This is a genomic window from Methylorubrum pseudosasae (genome assembly GCF_029504475.1).
GTDB lineage: Bacteria > Pseudomonadota > Alphaproteobacteria > Rhizobiales > Beijerinckiaceae > Methylobacterium > Methylobacterium extorquens.
This window is the reverse complement of the sequence record NZ_JAQGDU010000002.1, coordinates 3784149-3803334: the sequence shown is the minus strand read 5'-3', so window position 1 is coordinate 3803334 and position 19186 is coordinate 3784149. Positions and strand designations below refer to the sequence as shown.

The 19186-nt window shown below is 68.3% G+C and carries 19 protein-coding genes and 3 pseudogenes; 9 read left to right on the top strand and 13 right to left on the bottom strand.

Annotation, left to right across the window (positions count from 1 at the left end; genetic code table 11):
- The first annotated feature begins 217 nt into the window (after positions 1-217).
- Positions 218-928, top strand: coding sequence for a L,D-transpeptidase (locus tag M2437_RS18975; protein ID WP_253388364.1), 711 nt, complete (start codon positions 218-220; stop codon positions 926-928).
- A 79-nt stretch (positions 929-1007) separates the two neighbouring features.
- Here the strand turns inward: M2437_RS18975 and M2437_RS18970 are convergent, their stop codons facing one another.
- From M2437_RS18970 to lgt, 5 genes and pseudogenes are all read right to left on the bottom strand, one after another.
- Positions 1008-1739, bottom strand: coding sequence for a DUF2076 domain-containing protein (locus tag M2437_RS18970; RefSeq protein ID WP_082291682.1), 732 nt, complete (start codon positions 1737-1739; stop codon positions 1008-1010).
- Between the two features lie 328 nt (positions 1740-2067).
- A complete protein-coding gene (locus M2437_RS18965; RefSeq protein ID WP_003605905.1) occupies positions 2068-2940 on the bottom strand; it encodes an outer membrane protein in 873 nt (290 codons plus the stop codon).
- Positions 2941-3336: 396 nt separating this feature from the next.
- The gene (pgeF, locus tag M2437_RS18960) at positions 3337-4104 is read right to left on the bottom strand and encodes a peptidoglycan editing factor PgeF (RefSeq protein ID WP_085857365.1); all 768 of its coding nucleotides are present in this window, start codon (positions 4102-4104) and stop codon (positions 3337-3339) included.
- A 48-nt stretch (positions 4105-4152) separates the two neighbouring features.
- Positions 4153-5229 (bottom strand): annotated as a pseudogene (locus tag M2437_RS18955) (class I SAM-dependent methyltransferase); the annotation flags it as partial.
- A 2-nt stretch (positions 5230-5231) separates the two neighbouring features.
- Positions 5232-6122 (bottom strand): prolipoprotein diacylglyceryl transferase, encoded by an 891-nt coding sequence (gene lgt / locus M2437_RS18950; RefSeq protein ID WP_253388363.1) that lies wholly within the window; start codon positions 6120-6122, stop codon positions 5232-5234.
- A 141-nt stretch (positions 6123-6263) separates the two neighbouring features.
- Here lgt and M2437_RS18945 point away from each other — a divergent pair, with 141 nt between their 5' ends.
- The 3 genes from M2437_RS18945 (at position 6264) to M2437_RS18935 (ending at position 9020) form a co-directional block, all read left to right on the top strand.
- Positions 6264-6944 (top strand): MgtC/SapB family protein, encoded by a 681-nt coding sequence (locus M2437_RS18945; RefSeq protein ID WP_056118459.1) that lies wholly within the window; start codon positions 6264-6266, stop codon positions 6942-6944.
- A 103-nt stretch (positions 6945-7047) separates the two neighbouring features.
- Positions 7048-8679, top strand: coding sequence for an alpha-D-glucose phosphate-specific phosphoglucomutase (locus M2437_RS18940; RefSeq protein ID WP_253388362.1), 1632 nt, complete (start codon positions 7048-7050; stop codon positions 8677-8679).
- A 74-nt stretch (positions 8680-8753) separates the two neighbouring features.
- Positions 8754-9020: a hypothetical protein gene (locus tag M2437_RS18935; protein WP_253388361.1), complete on the top strand. Its 267-nt coding sequence runs from the start codon at positions 8754-8756 to the stop codon at positions 9018-9020.
- A 25-nt stretch (positions 9021-9045) separates the two neighbouring features.
- Here the strand turns inward: M2437_RS18935 and M2437_RS18930 are convergent, their stop codons facing one another.
- The 5 genes and pseudogenes from M2437_RS18930 to M2437_RS18910 all read right to left on the bottom strand — a co-directional run bounded on the left by M2437_RS18930 (position 9046) and on the right by M2437_RS18910 (position 14454).
- A complete protein-coding gene (locus M2437_RS18930) occupies positions 9046-9951 on the bottom strand; it encodes a cell wall hydrolase (RefSeq protein WP_253388360.1) in 906 nt (301 codons plus the stop codon).
- A 106-nt stretch (positions 9952-10057) separates the two neighbouring features.
- Positions 10058-10315, bottom strand: a complete 258-nt coding sequence (locus tag M2437_RS18925) for a hypothetical protein (protein WP_012254230.1) — start codon at positions 10313-10315, stop codon at positions 10058-10060.
- Positions 10316-10500: 185 nt separating this feature from the next.
- Positions 10501-13168: pseudogene (gene ppdK / locus M2437_RS18920) on the bottom strand (pyruvate, phosphate dikinase).
- 217 nt (positions 13169-13385) lie between these two features.
- Complete coding sequence (locus M2437_RS18915; RefSeq protein WP_003599447.1) at positions 13386-13538, bottom strand: DUF3096 domain-containing protein; 153 nt, start codon at positions 13536-13538, stop codon at positions 13386-13388.
- A 235-nt stretch (positions 13539-13773) separates the two neighbouring features.
- Positions 13774-14454: pseudogene (locus M2437_RS18910) on the bottom strand (L,D-transpeptidase).
- Positions 14455-14640: 186 nt separating this feature from the next.
- Here M2437_RS18910 and M2437_RS18905 point away from each other — a divergent pair.
- Both M2437_RS18905 and M2437_RS18900 read left to right on the top strand, forming a co-directional pair.
- The gene (locus M2437_RS18905) at positions 14641-15084 is read left to right on the top strand and encodes a VOC family protein (protein WP_253388358.1); all 444 of its coding nucleotides are present in this window, start codon (positions 14641-14643) and stop codon (positions 15082-15084) included.
- 82 nt (positions 15085-15166) lie between these two features.
- The gene (locus tag M2437_RS18900) at positions 15167-15427 is read left to right on the top strand and encodes a hypothetical protein (RefSeq protein WP_253388357.1); all 261 of its coding nucleotides are present in this window, start codon (positions 15167-15169) and stop codon (positions 15425-15427) included.
- Between the two features lie 44 nt (positions 15428-15471).
- On the opposite strand, the gene M2437_RS18895 is transcribed toward M2437_RS18900, so the two are convergent.
- The gene (locus M2437_RS18895) at positions 15472-15921 is read right to left on the bottom strand and encodes a Crp/Fnr family transcriptional regulator (RefSeq protein ID WP_015951328.1); all 450 of its coding nucleotides are present in this window, start codon (positions 15919-15921) and stop codon (positions 15472-15474) included.
- A 183-nt stretch (positions 15922-16104) separates the two neighbouring features.
- On the opposite strand from M2437_RS18895, the gene M2437_RS18890 reads away from it, so the two are divergent.
- Positions 16105-16251 carry a hypothetical protein gene (locus tag M2437_RS18890; protein WP_190274542.1) on the top strand — a complete coding sequence of 49 codons (147 nt, stop codon included), beginning with the start codon at positions 16105-16107 and terminating at the stop codon, positions 16249-16251.
- A 264-nt stretch (positions 16252-16515) separates the two neighbouring features.
- Complete coding sequence (locus M2437_RS18885) at positions 16516-16704, top strand: con-10 family general stress protein (protein ID WP_012254235.1); 189 nt, start codon at positions 16516-16518, stop codon at positions 16702-16704.
- A 122-nt stretch (positions 16705-16826) separates the two neighbouring features.
- On the opposite strand, the gene M2437_RS18880 is transcribed toward M2437_RS18885, so the two are convergent.
- The gene (locus M2437_RS18880; RefSeq protein ID WP_253389646.1) at positions 16827-17300 is read right to left on the bottom strand and encodes a MarR family winged helix-turn-helix transcriptional regulator; all 474 of its coding nucleotides are present in this window, start codon (positions 17298-17300) and stop codon (positions 16827-16829) included.
- 124 nt (positions 17301-17424) lie between these two features.
- On the opposite strand from M2437_RS18880, the gene M2437_RS18875 reads away from it, so the two are divergent.
- The gene (locus tag M2437_RS18875) at positions 17425-18204 is read left to right on the top strand and encodes a DUF1499 domain-containing protein (RefSeq protein WP_253388356.1); all 780 of its coding nucleotides are present in this window, start codon (positions 17425-17427) and stop codon (positions 18202-18204) included.
- 19 nt (positions 18205-18223) lie between these two features.
- Here the strand turns inward: M2437_RS18875 and M2437_RS18870 are convergent, their stop codons facing one another.
- Positions 18224-19156, bottom strand: a complete 933-nt coding sequence (locus M2437_RS18870) for an MBL fold metallo-hydrolase (RefSeq protein ID WP_253388355.1) — start codon at positions 19154-19156, stop codon at positions 18224-18226.
- Between the last annotated feature and the right edge of the window lie 30 nt (positions 19157-19186).

Here is a 19186-nt window from a genome sequence, read left to right as displayed (position 1 = left end):
CCTTCGAGGTAAAAACTTGCCTGACACAATCCCGTGCAGTCGTTTCGATTTGCTGAAAGTTTTCAGGGGAACGGCGGCATTTACGGCTCGTTGACGACGACTTGGACTTAGCGGGGGCGCAAGCCCTGGAGCGGATGATTCACCACGTCCGTTCATCGCCCGCAGGCACAACCCGGAAAAGACTTGCCGCATCACGTGGGCAGGGCGGGAGTCGGGGATGCGGGCGAAGTGGGGCGTGGCGCTGGCGGCGCTGGCGCTGATGGGTTCGAGCGCGGTGGCGCAGGCGGAGCCGGGCCGCTACGGCGGCGGCTTCATCGAGTTCCTGATGACGGGGGACGGGCGCGGCCCGGCCCGGCGCCCCGCCGTCGACGGCTACGGCGCTCTCGGCGAGCCGCGCCCGGTGGCGGTCGCTCAGCCGCGCGCCCGGTTCGCGGCGCTGCCGACGGGGCCGGCACCCGAGGAAGGTATGATCGCGCGGGCGGTCGATCCGCGCTTTGCCCGGCAGGTCGTCGCCTATGACGGGCCGGGACGGGCCGGACAGATCGTGATCGATACGAATGCGAAGTATCTCTACCTGATCCAGCCGGCCGGGCAGGCGATCCGCTACGGCATCGGCGTCGGGCGGCCGGGCTTCGTCTGGACCGGGGCGAAGACGATCTCGGCCAAGCGGGAATGGCCGGATTGGACGCCGCCGGCCGAGATGCTGCGGCGCCGCCCCGACCTTCCGCGGCACATGGTGGGCGGCCCGGAAAACCCGCTCGGTGCGCGCGCGATGTATCTCGGCACCTCGCTCTACCGCATCCACGGCACCAACGAGCCGCACACGATCGGGCAGAACGTGTCCTCGGGCTGCATCCGCATGATGAACGAGGACGTGATCGACCTCTACGAGCGCACGCCGGTCGGCACCCGCGTCGAGGTCATCTGACGTCAACTTACAAAAGCAGAAGCCCGGCGCCGTGGGAACGGCGCCGGGCTTTGCAAACATTCAGGACGTGCGGGCGAGATCAGGCCCAGTCGTCGTCGCCGCCATCGCCGAGGTCGCCGCCGAAATCATCGCCGCCACCGCTGCCGAACGAAGCGTCCTGGAAGCCGCCATCGCTGCCGCCGAGCGCCGACCCGAGATCCTGATCGCCGCCGCCGCCACCGAACATGCCGCCGCCCGTCTCACCGCCGGTCAAGCCCGCCGCCGAGGCGCTGCCGAGCTGAGAGTGGCCGCCGGCAAAGGCATTGGAGAGCGCGCTGCCGAGCAGCATGCCGCCCGCTGCGCCCGCCGCCATCGGCAGGGCCGTGGCCAAGAAGCCGCCGCCGCGTGCGGGCTGCTGAGGCTGGCCGCCCCAGGGTCCGCCCTGCGGAGCGCCACCATAGCCCTGCTGCGGACCGCCCTGCGGACCACCATACCCACCTTGCTGGCCGTAGCCGCCCTGCTGACCCCAAGCCTGTCCGCCGGGACGCTGCGGCTCGGAACGCTGTCCGCCGCCGAAGATGCTCGACAGGAACCCACCGCCGCCGGCCGGCTGAGACTGAGCCTGCTCGCGGGCCTGTTCGAGCTGCTGGTTGAGGCTCTTGATCGCCTCTTCCTGCACGTAGATGAGCTGCGCCATGGCGTAGGGCGCGTAAGGCTGGTTGCGAAGCTTCTCGGCGATGAAGCGCTCCGCATCGGCGTCGCGGGCCTGTCCGGACGCCTGTTCGAGCCGCTGGAAGATGCCGTTGATGATGTCGCGTTCTTCGCTGTTCATGGAGCCGTCTCCCTGAGGCGCCGACGGCATCGTGACCGCGCGGCGGCTAGAGCCGTATCCGACCTGATCGCATCAGGCCGTCGTCTCTAGGTCTTCGTTTCGACGCGCATTCGTTCGACGAACCGGTGACCACTTCGTCCGAATGCGCTCTAGGAGATGGGGACCAGCCGAGCTTTTGTCAGGGGTCTCGCGTCGATTACCCGCGCGCGGACGGCCGACCGGCATCCGCAACGGTGCGCCGAACGGCCATAAAAAAAGCCCGGCGCGAAGCCGGGCTTTTTCACAGGAGGTCCGGCGCTCCGGTGAGGGACCGCCGGAGATCCGGGTCCTAGTACGAGCCGAACTTGTAGTTCAGGCCGGCGCGGACGACGGCGAACTCGGTGTCGCGGACCTGCTGGCCACCGCTGACGAGCACGGTGCCCGGGCTGCCAATGGAGACCGTGCGGCCCTGGTTGTCGGTCGCGAAGGCGCCACGGCCGCCGGTGCCGCGGTCGAGGTTCACGTACAGACCTTCGACCTTCAGCGTCACGGCCGACGACTTGAAGAAGTTCAGGAACGAGTCGGTCGGGAGAGCGTACTCGATACCACCACCGGCGGCCCAGCCGGTCTGGAAGTCGTTGCTCGACACGCCGGTGCCGAACTCACGACCGCCGCCGGAGCCGTAGGCGAAGCCGCCGGTGCCGTACACGAGGGTGCGGTCGAAGGCGTAGCCGAGGCGACCGCGGACGGTGCCGAAGAAGTCGAGGCCGGACAGACCACCCGGATTGAACACCTGCTGGGCGGCCAGCGGGCTGGTCGAGAGGAAGCGGTTCCGGTCACGGCCGAAATCGGCGTACTGGGCGTCGGCCTCGACACCGATCACGACACCGGAGCCCGGGGTGAACTGGTAGTTGTAGCCGATCTGACCGCCGCCGACGAAGCCTTCGTTGGACTCGCGGTTGCTGAAGGCGACCACGGCGGTGGTGCCCGGGGGCACGAGCAGGGAGGCCGGGCCGACGCCGATCACGGTCGGGACGCGGTCGTCCTGGGTGCCGAAGCCGTAACCGGCGTTGAAACCGGCGTAGAAGCCCGTCCAGGTGAACACCGGCACCGGCTGGAACACCGGCGGCGGAGCCGCGCGGCGCGGGAGGTCGGCGGCGAGCGCCGAACCGGCGAAGGCGATGCCGGCGATGGCCGTGCCGGCGCGAAGGAAGGATTTCATTACTCTGGTCCTCTCTGACTGTACCGATGCTTCCGAAGAAGCGAGGCGGCACGGTGCCCCGTATCTATGCCAGCATCTCGGAAGATGCTGTTGCGGCTTGACCACGCCGACCGTCTCGAAGGCGGCCCCTTTGTGGCGGTGGTCTTCGTCCGCCGTCGTTCCATTCGGGAAACGCTGCCGAACGGCCAAGGTTCACATACGGCCGAGCTTTTTTTGGCTACGCTTCCGGACAGATTGTCGCAGGGATGCAACCACGGCGTTCCGCGACGGGAAAAGGCTTACGATAGATGCAGTGCGGGATGCGAGTGCTTCCGCGCACAAAAGCCCGAACGTAGGCACCTGCACAACCAGCGTTGCACGGATGCAACGACTTTTGTGAGATCCCGAGGAAAACCCTCATGGCGTCAAGGCGATCGCCGAGATGAGGCGCCCGTAATCTGGTTCGTTACGGTGCGTGGTGCGACGAAAACTGTAGAACCGCTCGGGATCGGCATAGGTGCACAAGCCGAGCGCGGTCGCCTCGCCGATACCGGCCTGGGCCAACCGCTCGAGTATGAAGCCCGGTAGATCGAACTGCGCGTGGCCCGGCCGCCCTTCCTCGAAGAACGTCTCGCAATCGGGCACCTCGGCCCGGAAGCGCTCCATGAAGTCCAGGCCGACCTCGTAGGAGGCTTGGGCGATCGTCGGCCCGAGGACGGCGACGATGCTGCGGCGTTCGGCGCCGAGCGCTTCCATGGCTGCGACCGTCGCCTCGACGACACCGCCGAGCGCGCCCTTCCAGCCGGCATGGGCCGCGCCGACGACGCGATTCTCCGGATCGGCGAACAGGATCGGACCGCAATCGGCCGTGGCGATGCCGAGCGCGAGGCCGGGCACCCGCGTGACCATGGCGTCCGCCTTCGGACGCTCGGCCAGAGGGAAGGGCGCTTCGACGGTCACGACCTCGGCCGAATGCACTTGGTAGAGGCTGGCAAGGTTCTCGCACGGGAGCCCGAGTTGCGCACACATCCGCGCCCGGTTCTCAGCGACCCGTGCCGGATCGTCGTTCGAGCCGATCCCGCCATTCAGCGAGGCGTAGAGCCCTTCCGAGACGCCGCCCTGCCGGGTGAAGAAAGCGTGCCGAATGTAAGAGTGCGAGCTGAGCTCGGGCGCTTCGATGAACATGGTCTCGCAGGCTCTTTCAGGAGGGCTCAGGCAGGAGGGTTCAGGACGGGGTGGGAGCGCCGGAAGCGGTCCGAGCGCGGGGTGGCTGGCGCACAGCACCTTGAACAGGGCGCCCATGCCGCGCGGGTCCGGGTCGGTCAGGCGGAGGACGGCGGCGTCGACCGCCTGCGCCTGATCCGGCGTCGCGCGCGCCTTCAGCCGCTCGGCGCGCATCGCGAGGCCGAGCCCCAGCAGGAAATCGCGCTGCGTCACGGGGCCGTGCAGGGCGGCGCCTTCCGCGGCCGCCGCGCGGGCCAGCGCGCCGAAATCGACGTGCAGCGTCAGGTCGGCCTCGCCGGGCCGGACGAGCGGGTCGGCGAAGCGGTGGCCGGCCACCGCCTGGAACGTGTCGCCGAAGCCGGGCCGGTCGTGTCCGTAATCGATCGCGAGGAGGGCGCCGCCCCGCGCGACGAGACGGCGGGCGAGATCGCGCATCACGGCGAGCCCCTGGCTCGGCAGGGTCAGCACCGCGCCCGCCGTCGCTTCCGCGGTGAGACGCGGATCGGGCTCCGGGTCGAGGCCGAAGGCCAGGGCGTCGCCGTCCGGCGTGAGGCCGACGCGGCGCTCGCACCATCCAAGCTCCGTCCGGACGAACTGACGGGCGGGAAGAGCGTCGAAGAACTCGTTGGCGATGACGAGGAGCGGCGCGTCGGGCAGGCTCGCCACCGAGTCGTGGAAGGTCGGCGCGGCGTCGGCGAGCCGTTCCGCCTGGAGCCGGCGCAAGACCGGGCTGGTCTCCACGAGGTGCAGTTCGAAGTCGCTGCCGGCCGCGCGCAGGGCCCGCAACGCGTCGGCCATCAGCGTGCCGCGACCGGGCCCAAGTTCGACGAGGCAGGGACGCACGCCCGTCGCCGGCATCATCGCCAGCACCGCCGCGGCCCAGGCGCCGACCAGCTCGCCGAACATCTGGCTGATCTCCGGCGCGGTGACGAAATCGCCGCCCCGGCCGAAGGGATCGCGCGTGGCGTAGTAGCCGTGAAGCGGATGCCCGAGGCAGAGCGCCATGTAACGGTCGAGGCCGAGCGGCCCGCTCGCGCGGATCTCCCGCGCCAGGATCGCCAGCAGCGGCGTCGCCTCGGGGCTCACGCTCAGATCTGTCCCGCTTCGGCCTGGATCTCCGGCCCGCTCTTCCGGGGCCGCGTCACCCCGCGGGCGGCGAGGACGATGTAGACGAGCCCGACCAGCGCCATCGGCACGCAGAGCAGCATCCCCATCGTCACGCCGCCGCCGAGGGCGTTGACGTCCTGCCCGAACAGAAAGCCGAGCTGCCGGTCCGGCTCGCGGAAGAACTCACAGAAGGTCCGCGCCAGCGCGTAGCCGAGGACGAAGATGCCGCCGAGCAGCCCCGGCTTGCGGAAGCCGAAGCGGCGCACGGCGAGCGCCATGACCACGAACAGCAGCAAGCCTTCCGTGGCGGCCTCGAAGAGCTGGCTCGGGTAGCGCGGCACGTCGCCCCCGGTGGGGAAGACGACGGCGTAGGGGAAATCCGGCGCGGCCCGGCCCCACAATTCGCCGTTCACGAAGTTGGCGATGCGCCCGAAGAACAGGCCCACCGGCACTACCACCGCGGCGATGTCGAGCATGGTGTAGCCGTTGAGGCCGCGTGACCGCGCAAAGAGCAGCAGCGCCAGGATCGCCCCGAGGAACCCACCGTGGAACGACATGCCGCCGTTGCGGATCGCCAGGATCTCCATCGGTTGATCGAGATAGAGCGGCAGGTTGTAGAACAGCACGTAGCCGATCCGCCCGCCGAGCACGACGCCGAGCGCGACCCAGACGATCAGGTCGTCGATGTCGGCGAGCGTCGGGCGCTTGACCACGCCCCAGAGCGAATCCGCCGCGACCAGCCGGCGCGCATAGAACCATCCGCCGACGAGCCCCGCGATGTAGGACAGGGCGTACCACTTGATCTCGACCGGTCCGATCGAGACCGCGACCGGATCGATGGCCGGGAAGGGGAGGGCGAGAAGCGGCGGCATCGACGGCCCACGAGCGGCTGACGGTTCTGGAATGCGCGCCGCATTGGACCCGCGCCCGGCGGGGCGTCAAGGCAGGGGCTCGCGTTGCGTGACGAGAGCACCGGGCGCAATCTCCGTGGCACGCCTGAATCGGGAGGAGCGATGCTCGGCAACGCAGAGATGGTGGCGCGCCTCGTGCTCGCAGGCGCCATGGGCAGCGTGATCGGCTTCGAGCGGGAGCGGCTGCTCTGGGCTGCGGGCCTGCGCACGCACATGCTGGTCTGCGTCGGCGCCTGCCTCTTCATGATCGTCTCGGCCTTCGGCTTCTCCGACGTGCTCGGACAGAAGAACGTGACCCTCGACCCCTCGCGCATCGCCGCGCAGGTCGTCTCCGGCATCGGCTTTCTCGGCGCGGGCACGATCCTCCTGCGCGGCGAGGTGGTGAAGGGGCTGACCACCGCCGCGAGCCTGTGGGCAGTGGCAGCGATCGGCCTCGCGGTCGGCGGCGGCCTCTACGTGGCGGGCATCGCGGCGACGATCCTCGTCGTCGGCATCCTCGCCGGCGTGAAGCCGATCGAGGAAAGCTGGCGCGACCGGATGCGCACCCACACGCTCCAACTCACGGTGAAAGCCGGCAGCCTCTCGATCGACACGCTGCAGGACGCCACCGGCGAGCGGGCCTCACGGGTGCGACAGTTCGTGGTGCGCCCCGGCGCGGAGGAGGGGTTGGAGGAGGTGACGATCGCCTTCGTCCGGCTCTCGCAGACGAGCGTCGCGGCCATCGCCGACCGCCTGCGGGAAAATCCGGCCGTGGTAAAGGTCCGCCTCGGCTCCGACGGCTGATCGCCGCGTCCGCCGATACTGAAATCGGCACCGCAACCCTATACGAACCGGCAAACCGCGCTACGACGTGCGCAGTGTGTCTTCCACGAGAATCGAGCGAACCATGGCGTCGAAGCGGGTTCCCACCAGCCCCTATCCGGACCAGAAGCCCGGCACCTCGGGCCTACGCAAGAAGGTGCCCGTCTTCCGGCAGCCGCACTACGTCCAGAACTTCGTCCAGGCGATCATCGACTGCATCCCCGACCGGAAGGGCGCGACCCTGGTGATCGGCGGCGACGGGCGCTTCTTCAACGAACAGGTCGTCCAGATCGCCCTCAAGATCGCCGCCGCCAACGGCTTCGGGCGGGTGCTGGTGGGGCAGAACGGCCTGCTTTCGACCCCGGCCGCCTCCTGCGTCATCCGCAAGCACGGCGCGGTTGGCGGTATCGTCCTTTCGGCGAGCCACAATCCCGGCGGGCCGGAGGGCGATTTCGGCATCAAGTTCAACGGCAGCAACGGCGGCCCGGCGCCGGAAAGCGTCACCGAAGCGATCTTCGCCCGCACCAAGGCGATCGGCGATTACCGCATCTCCGACGCGCCCGATCTCGACCTCGGCCGGATCGGTACCAGCGAAATCGACGGAATGAGGGTGGAGGTGATCGATCCGGTCGCCGACTACGCCGAGTTGATGCGCACGCTGTTCGACTTCGACGCTTTGTCGAAGATGTTCGCTTCGGGCTTCCGGATGCGCTTCGACGCGCTCTCGGCGGTGACCGGCCCCTACGCCAAGGCGATCCTGGAAGGGGCGCTGGGCGCGGCGCCGGGCACGGTCGTCAACGGTGAGCCCAAGCCTGATTTCGGCGGGCACCATCCCGATCCGAACCCGGTCCACGCCCACGAACTGTTCGAGCTGATGCACGGGCCGGACGCGCCGGATTTCGGGGCGGCCTCCGACGGTGACGGCGATCGCAACATGATCGTGGCACCTGGCCTGTTCGTGACGCCGAGCGACAGCCTCGCCATCCTGGCCGCACACGCCCACCGCGCACCGGGCTATGCCGCGGGCCTCGCGGGCGTCGCCCGCTCGATGCCGACGAGCCGCGCCGTCGACCGCGTTGCCGCCGCGCTCAAGATCGAAGCGTTCGAGACGCCGACCGGCTGGAAGTTCTTCGGCAACCTGCTGGATGCCGGCCGCATCACCTTATGCGGCGAGGAGAGCGCCGGCACCGGCTCGAACCACGTGCGCGAGAAGGACGGGCTATGGGCGGTGCTGCTCTGGCTCAACATCCTGGCCGCGACCGGTAAGCCGGCGCAGGAGCTGGTGCAGGCGCACTGGGCCGAGTTCGGCCGCGACTACTACACCCGCCACGACTACGAAGAGATCGATTCCGGCGCCGCCAACCGTCTGATGGACGGGCTTCGCGCCAAGATCGGCTCGCTGCCGGGCACCCGGATCGGCGGCCTGACCGTGAAGGCGGCGGACGATTTCCGCTACGTCGATCTGGTCGACGGCTCGGTGACGGAGGCGCAGGGCGTTCGTGTCACCTTCGCGGAGGATGCGCGCATCGTCTACCGCCTCTCGGGCACCGGCACCGCCGGGGCGACCCTGCGCGTCTATATCGAGCGCTACGAAGCCGCCCCCGACCGGCTTGAGCTGCCGGTGGCCGATGTGCTCGGACCCGTCGTCGCGGTGGCGCGGGAACTGGCTGATATCGAGGCGATCACCGGCCGGGCGGAGCCGAGCGTCGTGACGTGACGCGACGCGGCCACTGAGGCGGGGCGTTCTCTCGCACCAAGGATGGTCTGACCATCGGTGGCGGCACCTCCGTCGTGGTGCCGCCCCTCGCCGACGGGCACCGCTTCAATGGTAGATGGAACCACGGCTTCGGATCGACCGGCGCGATGGGCGGCGGCACCGTAGCCGCCCGCCACAGCCGAAGGCCGGAGCGCAGCGGCCGCTACGCGGTCTCGGCTTACCGGCGGACTCTGACGGAGGATGCCGGGACCAGGGAAACGCTCAGCTTGTTCGCGTCCGACCGAAATTCGAACAAGCTGCTGGTGATCGGCGTCGTCAACGCTCTGAGGCAGGGGCGGTGACGGGATACGCCAGCGCCGAGCGACATCAGGTCTGGTTCGGCTTCAGCTGATAAAAAATATGCCGACCGATCATGTCCTTGCGCTTGAGCCGGCGCGACCAGCCGGGGCGGACGTAATCGGCGTGATAGTGGGTCGCGCCGCCGACCTCGCTGACATAGGTGCGGCCGTCGATCACCGCGCTGGCGACGCGGGTCGCGCTGCGCCAGGATTCGGCGTCGGTGATGCGCAAAGCCTTGCCCTCGCAGGCGAAGGAGAACTGGCACCCCATGAAGCGGTGGCGGTTCTGGTAGACGACGCCGCAGACCGAGGACGGGTAGAGCCCGCTCTTGACGCGGTTCAAGATCACCTGCGCGACGGCGGCCTGCCCCTCCTCGGGCTCGCTGCGCGCCTCGAAGTAGACGGCTTCGGCGAGGCAGCGCTGCTCGCGGTCCATCGCATTCGGATCGATCAGGTCGGCATAATGGGACTTGGCCTCCGGCGCCGTCATCTGCGGATCGAGCGCGGAGGGGCCGCGATCGAGACGAGCTGAGAAGCCGGATAGGGCGAGGTTCGCCGCGGCGACCTCGATCGGGGTCGCGTCGGCGGGCGCGGGCGTGACCGAGGACAGGGCGACGGCGCGGGGCGTGGCGGGGGTGGCGCCATCCGAGTCGGCGAGCGCGGGGAAGCCGTCTTCTCCGGGCTCGGATTCATGGGAGGCGCCGGGCGCCACGAGACCCGCATCGATGACGTCCGGGCTCCAGGCGGTGGACGCCACGAGCGCGCCAGTCGTCGTAACATCCCGATCCGAGAGCTGGGCGGGCCGAAGCGTGGCATCGGTGCCCGCGGTGGCGGTGAAGGAAACCAGCAGGCCGCTGGCTAGCATCCACGGCACCACGGCCGAGACGATCCAGCGGGGGCCGATCCCCAGGCCTCGAACGCGCCTCGTACGCACCGCCGATACTCCACACTCACGAGCGGCCGGAGGCCTCAGCTTAGACCAAGCCGAAGCGACCGTTCCTCATGAGGAGAGTTTAATCGCGAACGTGGTTGCCGGACGGTTAAGGGGTCGGACGGCCGTGACGCTGGGCCATGCCGTGGACGAGGATCGCGGCGTAGCTGCTGCCATTCTGCGCGGCGACGATCATCCGGCCCGCCTCGCGGCCGTTACGGTCGGCCTCAAGGTAAACAAGCCCTGTGACACCCGCCGCTGCGGTCAACGTCGCGATGATCCAGAGATAGGCCGCCTGCATCGCCCGATGACCGGGAACGATGGCGCGATGATCGAGGAGGGCTGAGGGAGAGTCGGGATGCGACATAGCTTGAAGTCCCGCGGGTGCCCTGGCCGGAAGACCGAGGCGCTCTCCGCGCTATGGACTCCCGCTAGCAGGTAACGTGCCCGCACGACACGGGTTCAGCGGGCTGTCCGCAAAATTATTGCGAAGCTTCCCCGCCGCCCGGAAAGGCCCCGCGGGTCATGCCCGCGGGGTCGTCATGCGTCGTCTTAGGCGTCCTTGCCGAGGGCCGCCTGCGCCGCGGCGAGGCGGGCGATCGGCACGCGGAAGGGCGAGCAGGAGACGTAATCGAGCCCGACCTCCTGGCAGAAGGCGATCGAGGCCGGATCACCGCCGTGCTCGCCGCAGATGCCGAGCTTGAGCCCTTCGCGGGTCTTGCGACCGCGCTCGGCGCCGATCTTCACCAGTTCGCCCACGCCCTCCTGATCGATCGACACGAACGGATCGACCGAGAGGATGCCCTTCTGGGTGTAGGGGCCGAGGAAGGTCGCGGCGTCGTCGCGGGAGATGCCGAGCGCGGTCTGGGTGAGATCGTTGGTGCCGAAGGAGAAGAACTCCGCGGTCTCGGCGATCTCGCCGGCCATCAGCGCCGCGCGCGGCAGCTCGATCATCGTGCCGACCTGATATTCGAGCGTCGCGCCGGTCTCCTCCGTCACGGCCTTGGCCATGGCGTCGATGCGGGCCTTGACGATGTCGAACTCCATCCGCGTGAACACCAGCGGCACCATCACTTCGGAGGTCACCGGAGCGCCGGTATCCTTGGCGGCCTGCACCGCAGCCTCGAAGATCGCGCGGGCCTGCATCTCGGCGATTTCGGGGAAGGCGATGGCGAGGCGGCAGCCGCGGAAGCCGAGCATCGGGTTGTGCTCGGAGAGTTCGCGGATGCGGTTGCGGATCTTGTCCTCGCTGATGCCGGTGGCCGACATCACCTCGCGGATTTCCTCGTCGGTGTGCGGCAGGAACTCGTGCAGCGGCGGGTCGAGCAAGCGGATCGTGACGGGCAGGCCCGACATGATCGTGAACAGCTCGACGAAGTCCTGGCGCTGGTAGGGCAGGATCTTGGCGAGTGCCGCGCGACGGCCTTCGGTGTCGTCGGCGAGGATCATCTCGCGCACCGCCACGATCCGGTCGCCCTCGAAGAACATGTGCTCGGTCCGGCACAGGCCGATCCCTTCCGCGCCGAACTTGCGGGCGGCGCGGGCGTCGGCCGGGGTGTCGGCGTTGGTGCGCACCTTCATGGTCCGCACCGCATCCGCCCACTCCATCAGGGCGGCGAAGTCGCCCGACAGCTCCGGCTGGAGCATCTTGACCTCGCCCTGGATCACCTGGCCGGTCGAGCCGTCGACGGTGATGACGTCACCCGCCTTCAAGGTCACGCCGCCGACAGTTAAGGTCTTGGCCTTGTAGTCGATCCGGATCGAGCCGACGCCGGAAACGCAGGGCTTGCCCATGCCGCGGGCGACCACCGCCGCGTGGCTGGTCATGCCGCCGCGCGTCGTGAGAATGCCCTCGGCTGCGTGCATGCCGTGGATGTCCTCAGGGGAGGTCTCGATGCGCACGAGGATACACTTGCGCTCGGCCTTCTTGGCGGCCTCCGCCTCCTCCGAGTTGAAGACGATCTCGCCGACCGCCGCGCCCGGCGAGGCGGGCAGGCCGGTGGCGATCACCGTCCGCTCGGCATCCGGGTCGATGGTGGGGTGCAGGAGTTGATCGAGCGCGCCGGGTTCGATGCGCTTGATCGCCTCTTCCTTCGAAATCAGGCCCTCGCCCGCGAGTTCGACGGCGATGCGCAGGGCCGCCTTGGCGGTGCGCTTGCCGTTGCGGGTCTGAAGCATCCAGAGCTTACCCCGCTCGATGGTGAACTCCATGTCCTGCATGTCGCGGTAGTGCTTCTCGAGGATCCCGTAGATCCGCGTCAGCTCGGCGAAGCTCTCGGGCATCGCCTTTTCCATCGACGGCTTGTCAGACTTAGCCTCGATGCGGGCCTTCTCGGTGATGTCCTGCGGGGTGCGGATACCCGCGCACCACATCCTCGCCCTGGGCATTGATGAGGAACTCGCCGTAGAGCGCGCTCTCGCCGGTCGAGGGGTTGCGGGTGAAGGCGACGCCGGTGGCCGAGGTGTCGCCCATGTTGCCGAACACCATGGCCTGGACGTTGACCGCCGTGCCCCAGCTCTCGGGGATCTGGTTCAGCTCGCGATACTTCTTGGCCCGCGGGATCATCCAGGAATCGAACACCGCGCCGATCGCGCCCCAGAGTTGGTCCTCCGCTCCTTGCGGGAACTCGGAGCCGTGCTCGTCGCGGACGATCTTCTTGTAGACGCCGATCAGGTGCTTCCAGTCGTCGGCCTTCAGGTCGGTGTCGAGGGTGAGGCCCTTCTGCTCCTTGTAGTGCTCCAGCGCCTCCTCGAAGGCGTGGTGCTCCACGCCGAGCACGACGTTCGAGTACATCGTGATGAAACGGCGGTAGGAATCGTAGGCGAAGCGCTCGTCGTCGGCGTCCTTGGCCAGGGCTTCGACGGTGGCGTCGTTGAGGCCGAGATTGAGCACCGTGTCCATCATGCCCGGCATCGAGGCCCGCGCGCCGGAGCGGACCGAGACGAGCAGCGGCTTTTCCGCATCGCCGAAGCGGCGGCCGGTGAGCGTGCCGACCTTCTCCAGGGCTTCCTTCACCGCGTCGGTGAGCTCGGCCGGGTAGGTCTCGCCATGCTGGTAATAGTAGGTGCAGACCTCGGTCGTGATGGTGAAGCCGGGGGGAACCGGAAGGCCGAGATTGGACATCTCGGCGAGGTTCGCGCCCTTGCCGCCGAGGAGGTTGCGCATCGCTGCCTCACCTTCGGCCTTGCCGTCACCGAAGGAATAGACCCATTTCGTCATCAGGCTCTCCGCTGGACGGATTTGGCGACCCTAGCGCCGTTCACGCGGGCGTGGCGCATCTCATGTCGCAGTGCAAGGATTAGCTTCGCGTCGCCCCGCGGCGGGGAGTGACGATGTGCGGGCGCTGTCAGGAACGAAACGACGCGCGTCACAGGACGGTGCCCCAGCGCAAGCGCGCCCAGCGCTGCGTATCGCGCTGCGTCGGAGTCACGTCGGTTCAGGAAAAATGACGCAGCACGCCCAGGCCGATCAACCCGACGACAATCAGGTAGACCGCCACGATGTAGTTGAGGAGCCGCGGTGCGATCAGGATGAGGATGCCCGCCAGGATCGCGATGATCGGCTGCAGGTTCGACACGGTGATGGTCATGAGAACACTCCACGGCCAAGCTTGACCGCACCGGAAAGACGCTTCGGCCCCGGTTCGAGTTCCTTGACCGGGGATCGCGCTGGGCGGTCCTCGATGGTTCGCACCGCGGCCGGTGCCACGGATGAACCACCGGGCTTACCGTCGGCCGTTCTGATCCCGCACCCGGCCACGCCCCACAAGAGGCCGACCGGCTCGGGCAGGATGCGCGCGTCGGCTCTTCGACGCGAGGGCGTCCTCAGGCGCGATACTTGCTGCTGCGCTTCACCACCACACGTGGGCGCCGACGGGGACGCGCTCGAAGAGATCGACGATGTCCTCGTTGAGCATGCGCACGCAGCCCGAGGACATCTGCTCGCCGATGCTCCACGGTTCGTTGGTGCCGTGGATGCGGAACATCGTGTCGCGGTTGCCCTGGTAGAGGTAGAGCGCGCGCGCGCCGAGCGGATTGTCGATACCGCCCTTGCGCGAGCGCTCGATGCCCGGATTGAGCGAGACCATCGTCGTGGTCGGGCTCCAATCCGGCCAGACGCCCTTGCGGCCGATGCGGGCGTCGCCCTTCCAGGAGAAGCCGGCCTTGCCGACGCCGACGCCGTATTGGAGGGCCGTGCCGCCCTCCTGCACCAGGGCGAGATGACGCTTGTCGATATCGACGACGATCGTGCCCGGCGCCTCGGAACCGCTATAGGCCACTTCCTGACGGCGGTACTTCGGATCGATGCGCGACCGGTCGACCAGCGGCACGTCGAACGGCTTGTCGGGCATCGTGCCGATGTACCCAGGCCGCGTCGTCGTCGCCGCCGGCCATCGGGCCCGGCTTCGAGGATTGGCAGGCTGCCAGCGGAATGAGGCAGAGCGCGGCAAGCACAACCCGGCGGGTGCTGCGCGCCGTCCTATCGGCGGTTCGGGGGGCTGCCATGGCGGCTCCTGTCGCCGCCGGCGGGGGCGGGTTGGCGTTACAGATCATGCGCCATGACTACCCGCCCTTGAGCGGATCGGGTGTGACTTCGAGGCCGCATCGGCGGAGGAACGTTGCCGTGAGCTCGTCTCGCCTCGGGCCCAGACCGCGTTATCTGCCGCGCAAGATCGCGTGAGGAGGTGCACGATGCCCGAGACCGAGACCGAACTCGTTGCGGAAGCGGGCACCGACGTCACGACGCTCGCGCCGGCGATCCATCTCGACCATTGCGTCATCCACGTCTCCGACTGGGAGCGCTCGACGGCCTTCTACCGGGATGTGTTGCGGGCCGAAGTGATCCCGTTCGGCCAAGGCGTGGTGTTCCGGTTCGGCGGCGTGCAGCTCAACGTGCACGGACCCGGTCAAATCGGCACGCCGCGAGCGCGCGAGCCGGTGATGCCCGGCGGCAGCGACCTCTGTTTCCGCTGGTCGGGCTCGATCGAGGACGCGATGGCGCATCTCGCGACTCACGGCGTTGCGGTCGAACTCGGACCGGTGGAGCGCAACGGCGCGGCGGGGCAGGGGGTGAGCGTCTATTTCCGTGATCCCGATGGCTCGCTCATGGAGTTCATCACCTATCCGACGCCGTGAATGCAGCATCGATGGCGCAACCGGCGATGACGGCCGATCGTTGATCCGTCGTGAGGGGCGCAGAACGACGATGGAGCGAGCGATGCGACGCCTGACGATCACGACGCTGGCCCTGTCCGCGTCGATCCTCTCGGCCGGTCCGGCCTTCGCCTTCGGCCCTGGCGGCGGGTCATCGGGCGAGGGCGACGGCTACCTCCGGCAGGAACTCCAGAATCCCGACTACATCGAGCCGAGCCCCTACGCCTATCGCAACGGGTATCGTCCGAACGATCCGGGCGCTGAATACGAGGCGCGCCGACGGGGTCATCCGATCTACGGCCAATGGGGCTGGAAGTATCGCTGAGCGTCCACGCCGCTCAGTCTCGAAAGCTCGCGTCTTCGATTGCCTCAGGCGTTGCCGACGCGCTCGGCCAGCCGCTGATTGGTCTGCTCCAGACGCAGGGCGAGTTCGCGCATGACGGCGATGCTGATCTGCGGAAACTGCGCGAGCAACTCGATGAAGACGTCGCGGTCGATCCGCAAAGCCGTCGTCGCCATATCCGCCGTGACGGTCGCCGAGCGCGGCTGATCGGCCAGAATCCCCATCTCGCCGACGAGAGCGTTGGGGCCGAGCAGGGCGAGACGGACCGGGCCGAACGGGCCGTCGATCGACACCGCCGCCGACCCTTCCAGGATGAGATAGGCCGCGTCCGCCGCCTCGCCGCGCGCGAAGAAGGCCTGTCCCGCCTCGAAATGGACCCGCTCGCTGGTGAAAGCGAGGAGCTTGAGGCGGGACGTCTCCACCTCGCGGAACAACGGCACCTGCCGTAGGGACATCACCTCGGTGTCGAGGGTCATGGACTCACTCCGATGCGCCCCCTGGGCGGCAGGCGGAAAGGGCCGCGGGTAGACGCACCTGCGAACCGTGTCAAAGTCGCGGTCTGCCTGCCTTTCTGAAGACCCTGAAAACGAGATCCGACACAGCCTCGTCATCGTCCTTGCGACCGGCATCATAATGCCGCAGGCACCGATCAGCGTTTCGTGGAAAGACCGATCTCACTGGGCCCCGGCGCCTCCCGCTTCACGCTCGCATTGGGCTGCGGCGAATCCACCGGCTCCTCACGCGTCGTCGGCGTTGGACTGTCCTCGGGCGCCGGCATGGCCGGCATCGGCGTCCTGTTCGGCTGAGGGTCGCCCTTGCTTCCCGAAGCCGCAGCAGACTTGGCTGCAAGTGAAGGCTTTACCATATATCGGTTCGTCATCCGGGTTCCTCTCGGCTGTGGATGGCCTGTGGAAACGCGCTCGCAAGTCAGCGCGAGCTGCTGGCGTGAGCCCAGCTAACGTCTGGACGAAACAGGGGTTTCCCCGGACCCGGCCGTCGATACAGCCAAGGAACAATCGAGTGGGATGATGGTTGAGAGGGGTGTGAAGAGTTAGCCTGAGGAGGCGCTGATGGCATCTGGTAATTCCACCTCGAAGCGAGGTTTCGCTTCCATGAATATCGAACGGCAGCGCGAGATCGCCAGTAAGGGCGGTCGTTCCGTCCCGGCGGACAAGCGGTCGTTCTCGCAAGATCGTGAACTGGCCTCTTCGGCCGGTCGCAAGGGTGGTCAATCGACCGGTCGTACCGGCGAGGCTTAACCCGGCTGAGGCGGTGACGGGCGCGGGGTCCGCGTCCGACCGCCCAGCCTTCTCAGAATAAGAACTATATTTCTATTCGACAGGCGCTGAGGGCGTCTGTTTTTTTGAGCGGTTTCGGACCTTCAAGGCGCTGCGTCTGCGCGTGCCAATTCACGCCATTTGACGACGAGATCCTCGAACGCGCGAAGATCGGTTTCGTTGAGCTGGCCCAGGGTGCGTGCGACATAGTCAGCCTGCGCCGCGATCCCGCGGTCAGCAACCTCAGCGCCGGCCTCGGTGAGGTGAAGGGCGTGGGAACGGCGATCACCGGGGATCGGGCGGCGCTCGACGAGGCCGGCCTCGACAAGACGATCGATAAGGCCGGAGACGTTGCCCTTCGTGACGTAGAGCCGGGCGGCTAACTCCTGCTGCGTCAGCCCCTCCCGCTCGCTCAACGTCGACAACACGTCGAATTGCGGGATCGACAGGCCGAGTTCCCGCAACTCCGTAGCGACCGCGGCGGTGACCCGCCGGCTGAGACGGATGAAGCGAAACCAGACCCGAAGCGGATCGACGGGTTCGGCGTTCGATGCGGGGCGGTCTTGACGCTCGGACATGTCCGTCCAGCTTGTAGCAGAGGGATGCACCCCCGACAGCCGAGTGGCGCGCCCCACCCCCAGCCTGTAGACTGCCGGACAGGTTATCCTCGTCTTCTTCTCCAACTCATTCGTCTCCGGGGCCATGCGCCGTCAGCTTCTCGATGAACCGGTGACCCGGGCCGGCCGCTACGCGCGAACGCTCGCGCTGTTCTCCCTGATCGTGACCGGTATGGCGGTGCTGATCGTGCGCAGCCCTTCGGCGGAGCCGTCAGCGGCCCTTGCCGTTCTGGGAAGCGGGGTCGCGCTGTCCGTCATCGCGGTGGCGCTGGCGCTGTTCGCGATGGCACGGGTCTGGCAGGAAGGTGCGGGCGGGCTCGGCGCCGCCGTCGGCGGCCTGTTCGTAGCGAGCCTGGTCCTGGCTTATCCGGCCTATGCCGCCCTCAAAGGCGTTCGCCTGCCGGCGCTCACCGATGTGACGACGGATACCGAGCGCCCGCCCGCCTTCTCACGCTCGCGCCTTGCCTTCGCCGCCCGCGAAGGCCGCTACCCGACCGAACCCGGCCCGGCGGCCCGAGAGGCACAGCGGGCGGCCTATCCACAGATCGCGCCCCTCACCCTCGACGTCGAGGCCGACGAAGCCTTCGAACTCGCTCGCAAGGCGGCGGTGAACCGCAAGTGGCAGATCGTCGAGGCGATCCGGCCTGGCGGGCGGATCGGCAACGGCCGCATCGAGGCTGTGGCTCGCACCCGGATTCTGAACCTGCCCGCCGACATCACCGTGCGGGTGCATCCGCGGGCAGACGGCGCGCGCATCGACGTGCGTTCGGCCTCCCGGATCGGCGATCGCGACTTCGGCGACAATGCCGACCGCATCCGCTCCTATCTCGACGAGGTCGCCAACCTCGCCATCGCCCTGAAATAGCGTTTCGAAGAAGCGGGGCTCAGGCGGGGCGGAACGCTCCATCGAGCAGGGGCGGGCCGTCGGTGAACGCGAGGCCCCGCTCCACCAGATCTTCGAGATGGGCGAAGACCGAGAGGGCGGCGGCACCCCGCAGATGTGGTGCGAGCCCCTGGTAGACGGTGCCGACGATGGTTGCGATGTCGCGATCGCCCGCGGCCAGCCGGGCGCGGATCGCTGCCTCACGCTGGCGGCGGTGGGCGGCGAGGCCGCGCACGAAACGGCGCGGATCGCGCACGGGCCCGCCATGTCCCGGCCAGTACAGCGTCTCGTCCCGCTCCCGCAGCCGCTCCAGCGATTCCATGTAGGCCCGCATCGAACCGTCGGGCGGCGCGACGATCGAGGTCGACCACGCCATGACGTGATCGCCGGAGAACAGCACGTTCTCCTCGGGCAGGGCGAAGGCGAGGTGGTTCATGGTGTGGCCGGGCGTCGCGACGGCGGTCAGCGTCCAATCCTCGCCGGTCAGGCTCTCCCCATCAGCCAATTCCCGGTCGGGCCGATGCTCACGGTCGGCGCTGGCATCGAGGATGGGTAGCTCGTTCTCGGCGAGTTGCCGTGCGGCCCGATGCGGGCCGCAGCCGACGATCGGTGCGCCGGTCCGCGCTTGCAGGAGACGCGCACCCGGAGAATGGTCGCGGTGGGTGTGGGTGACGACGATCGCCGCCACCTCCTCGCCGTCGAGCGAGGCGAGCAAGCCCTCGACATGCCCGGCATCCGCCGGCCCCGGATCGATCACGGCAACACGGCCGCGCCCGACGATGTAGGAGCAGGTTCCGCTCGCAGTGAACGGACCGCCATTGGGGCAGATTCGCCGCCGCACGAGGGGGCTGAGAGCCTCCGTCCGCCCCGAGACAGGCAACGTGCTCTCGAAACCGGGGGAGGGGGCCTGCGCGTCCGCGGACGATTCACTCATAGACGACGGCTTCGATACGACGAGGATGCC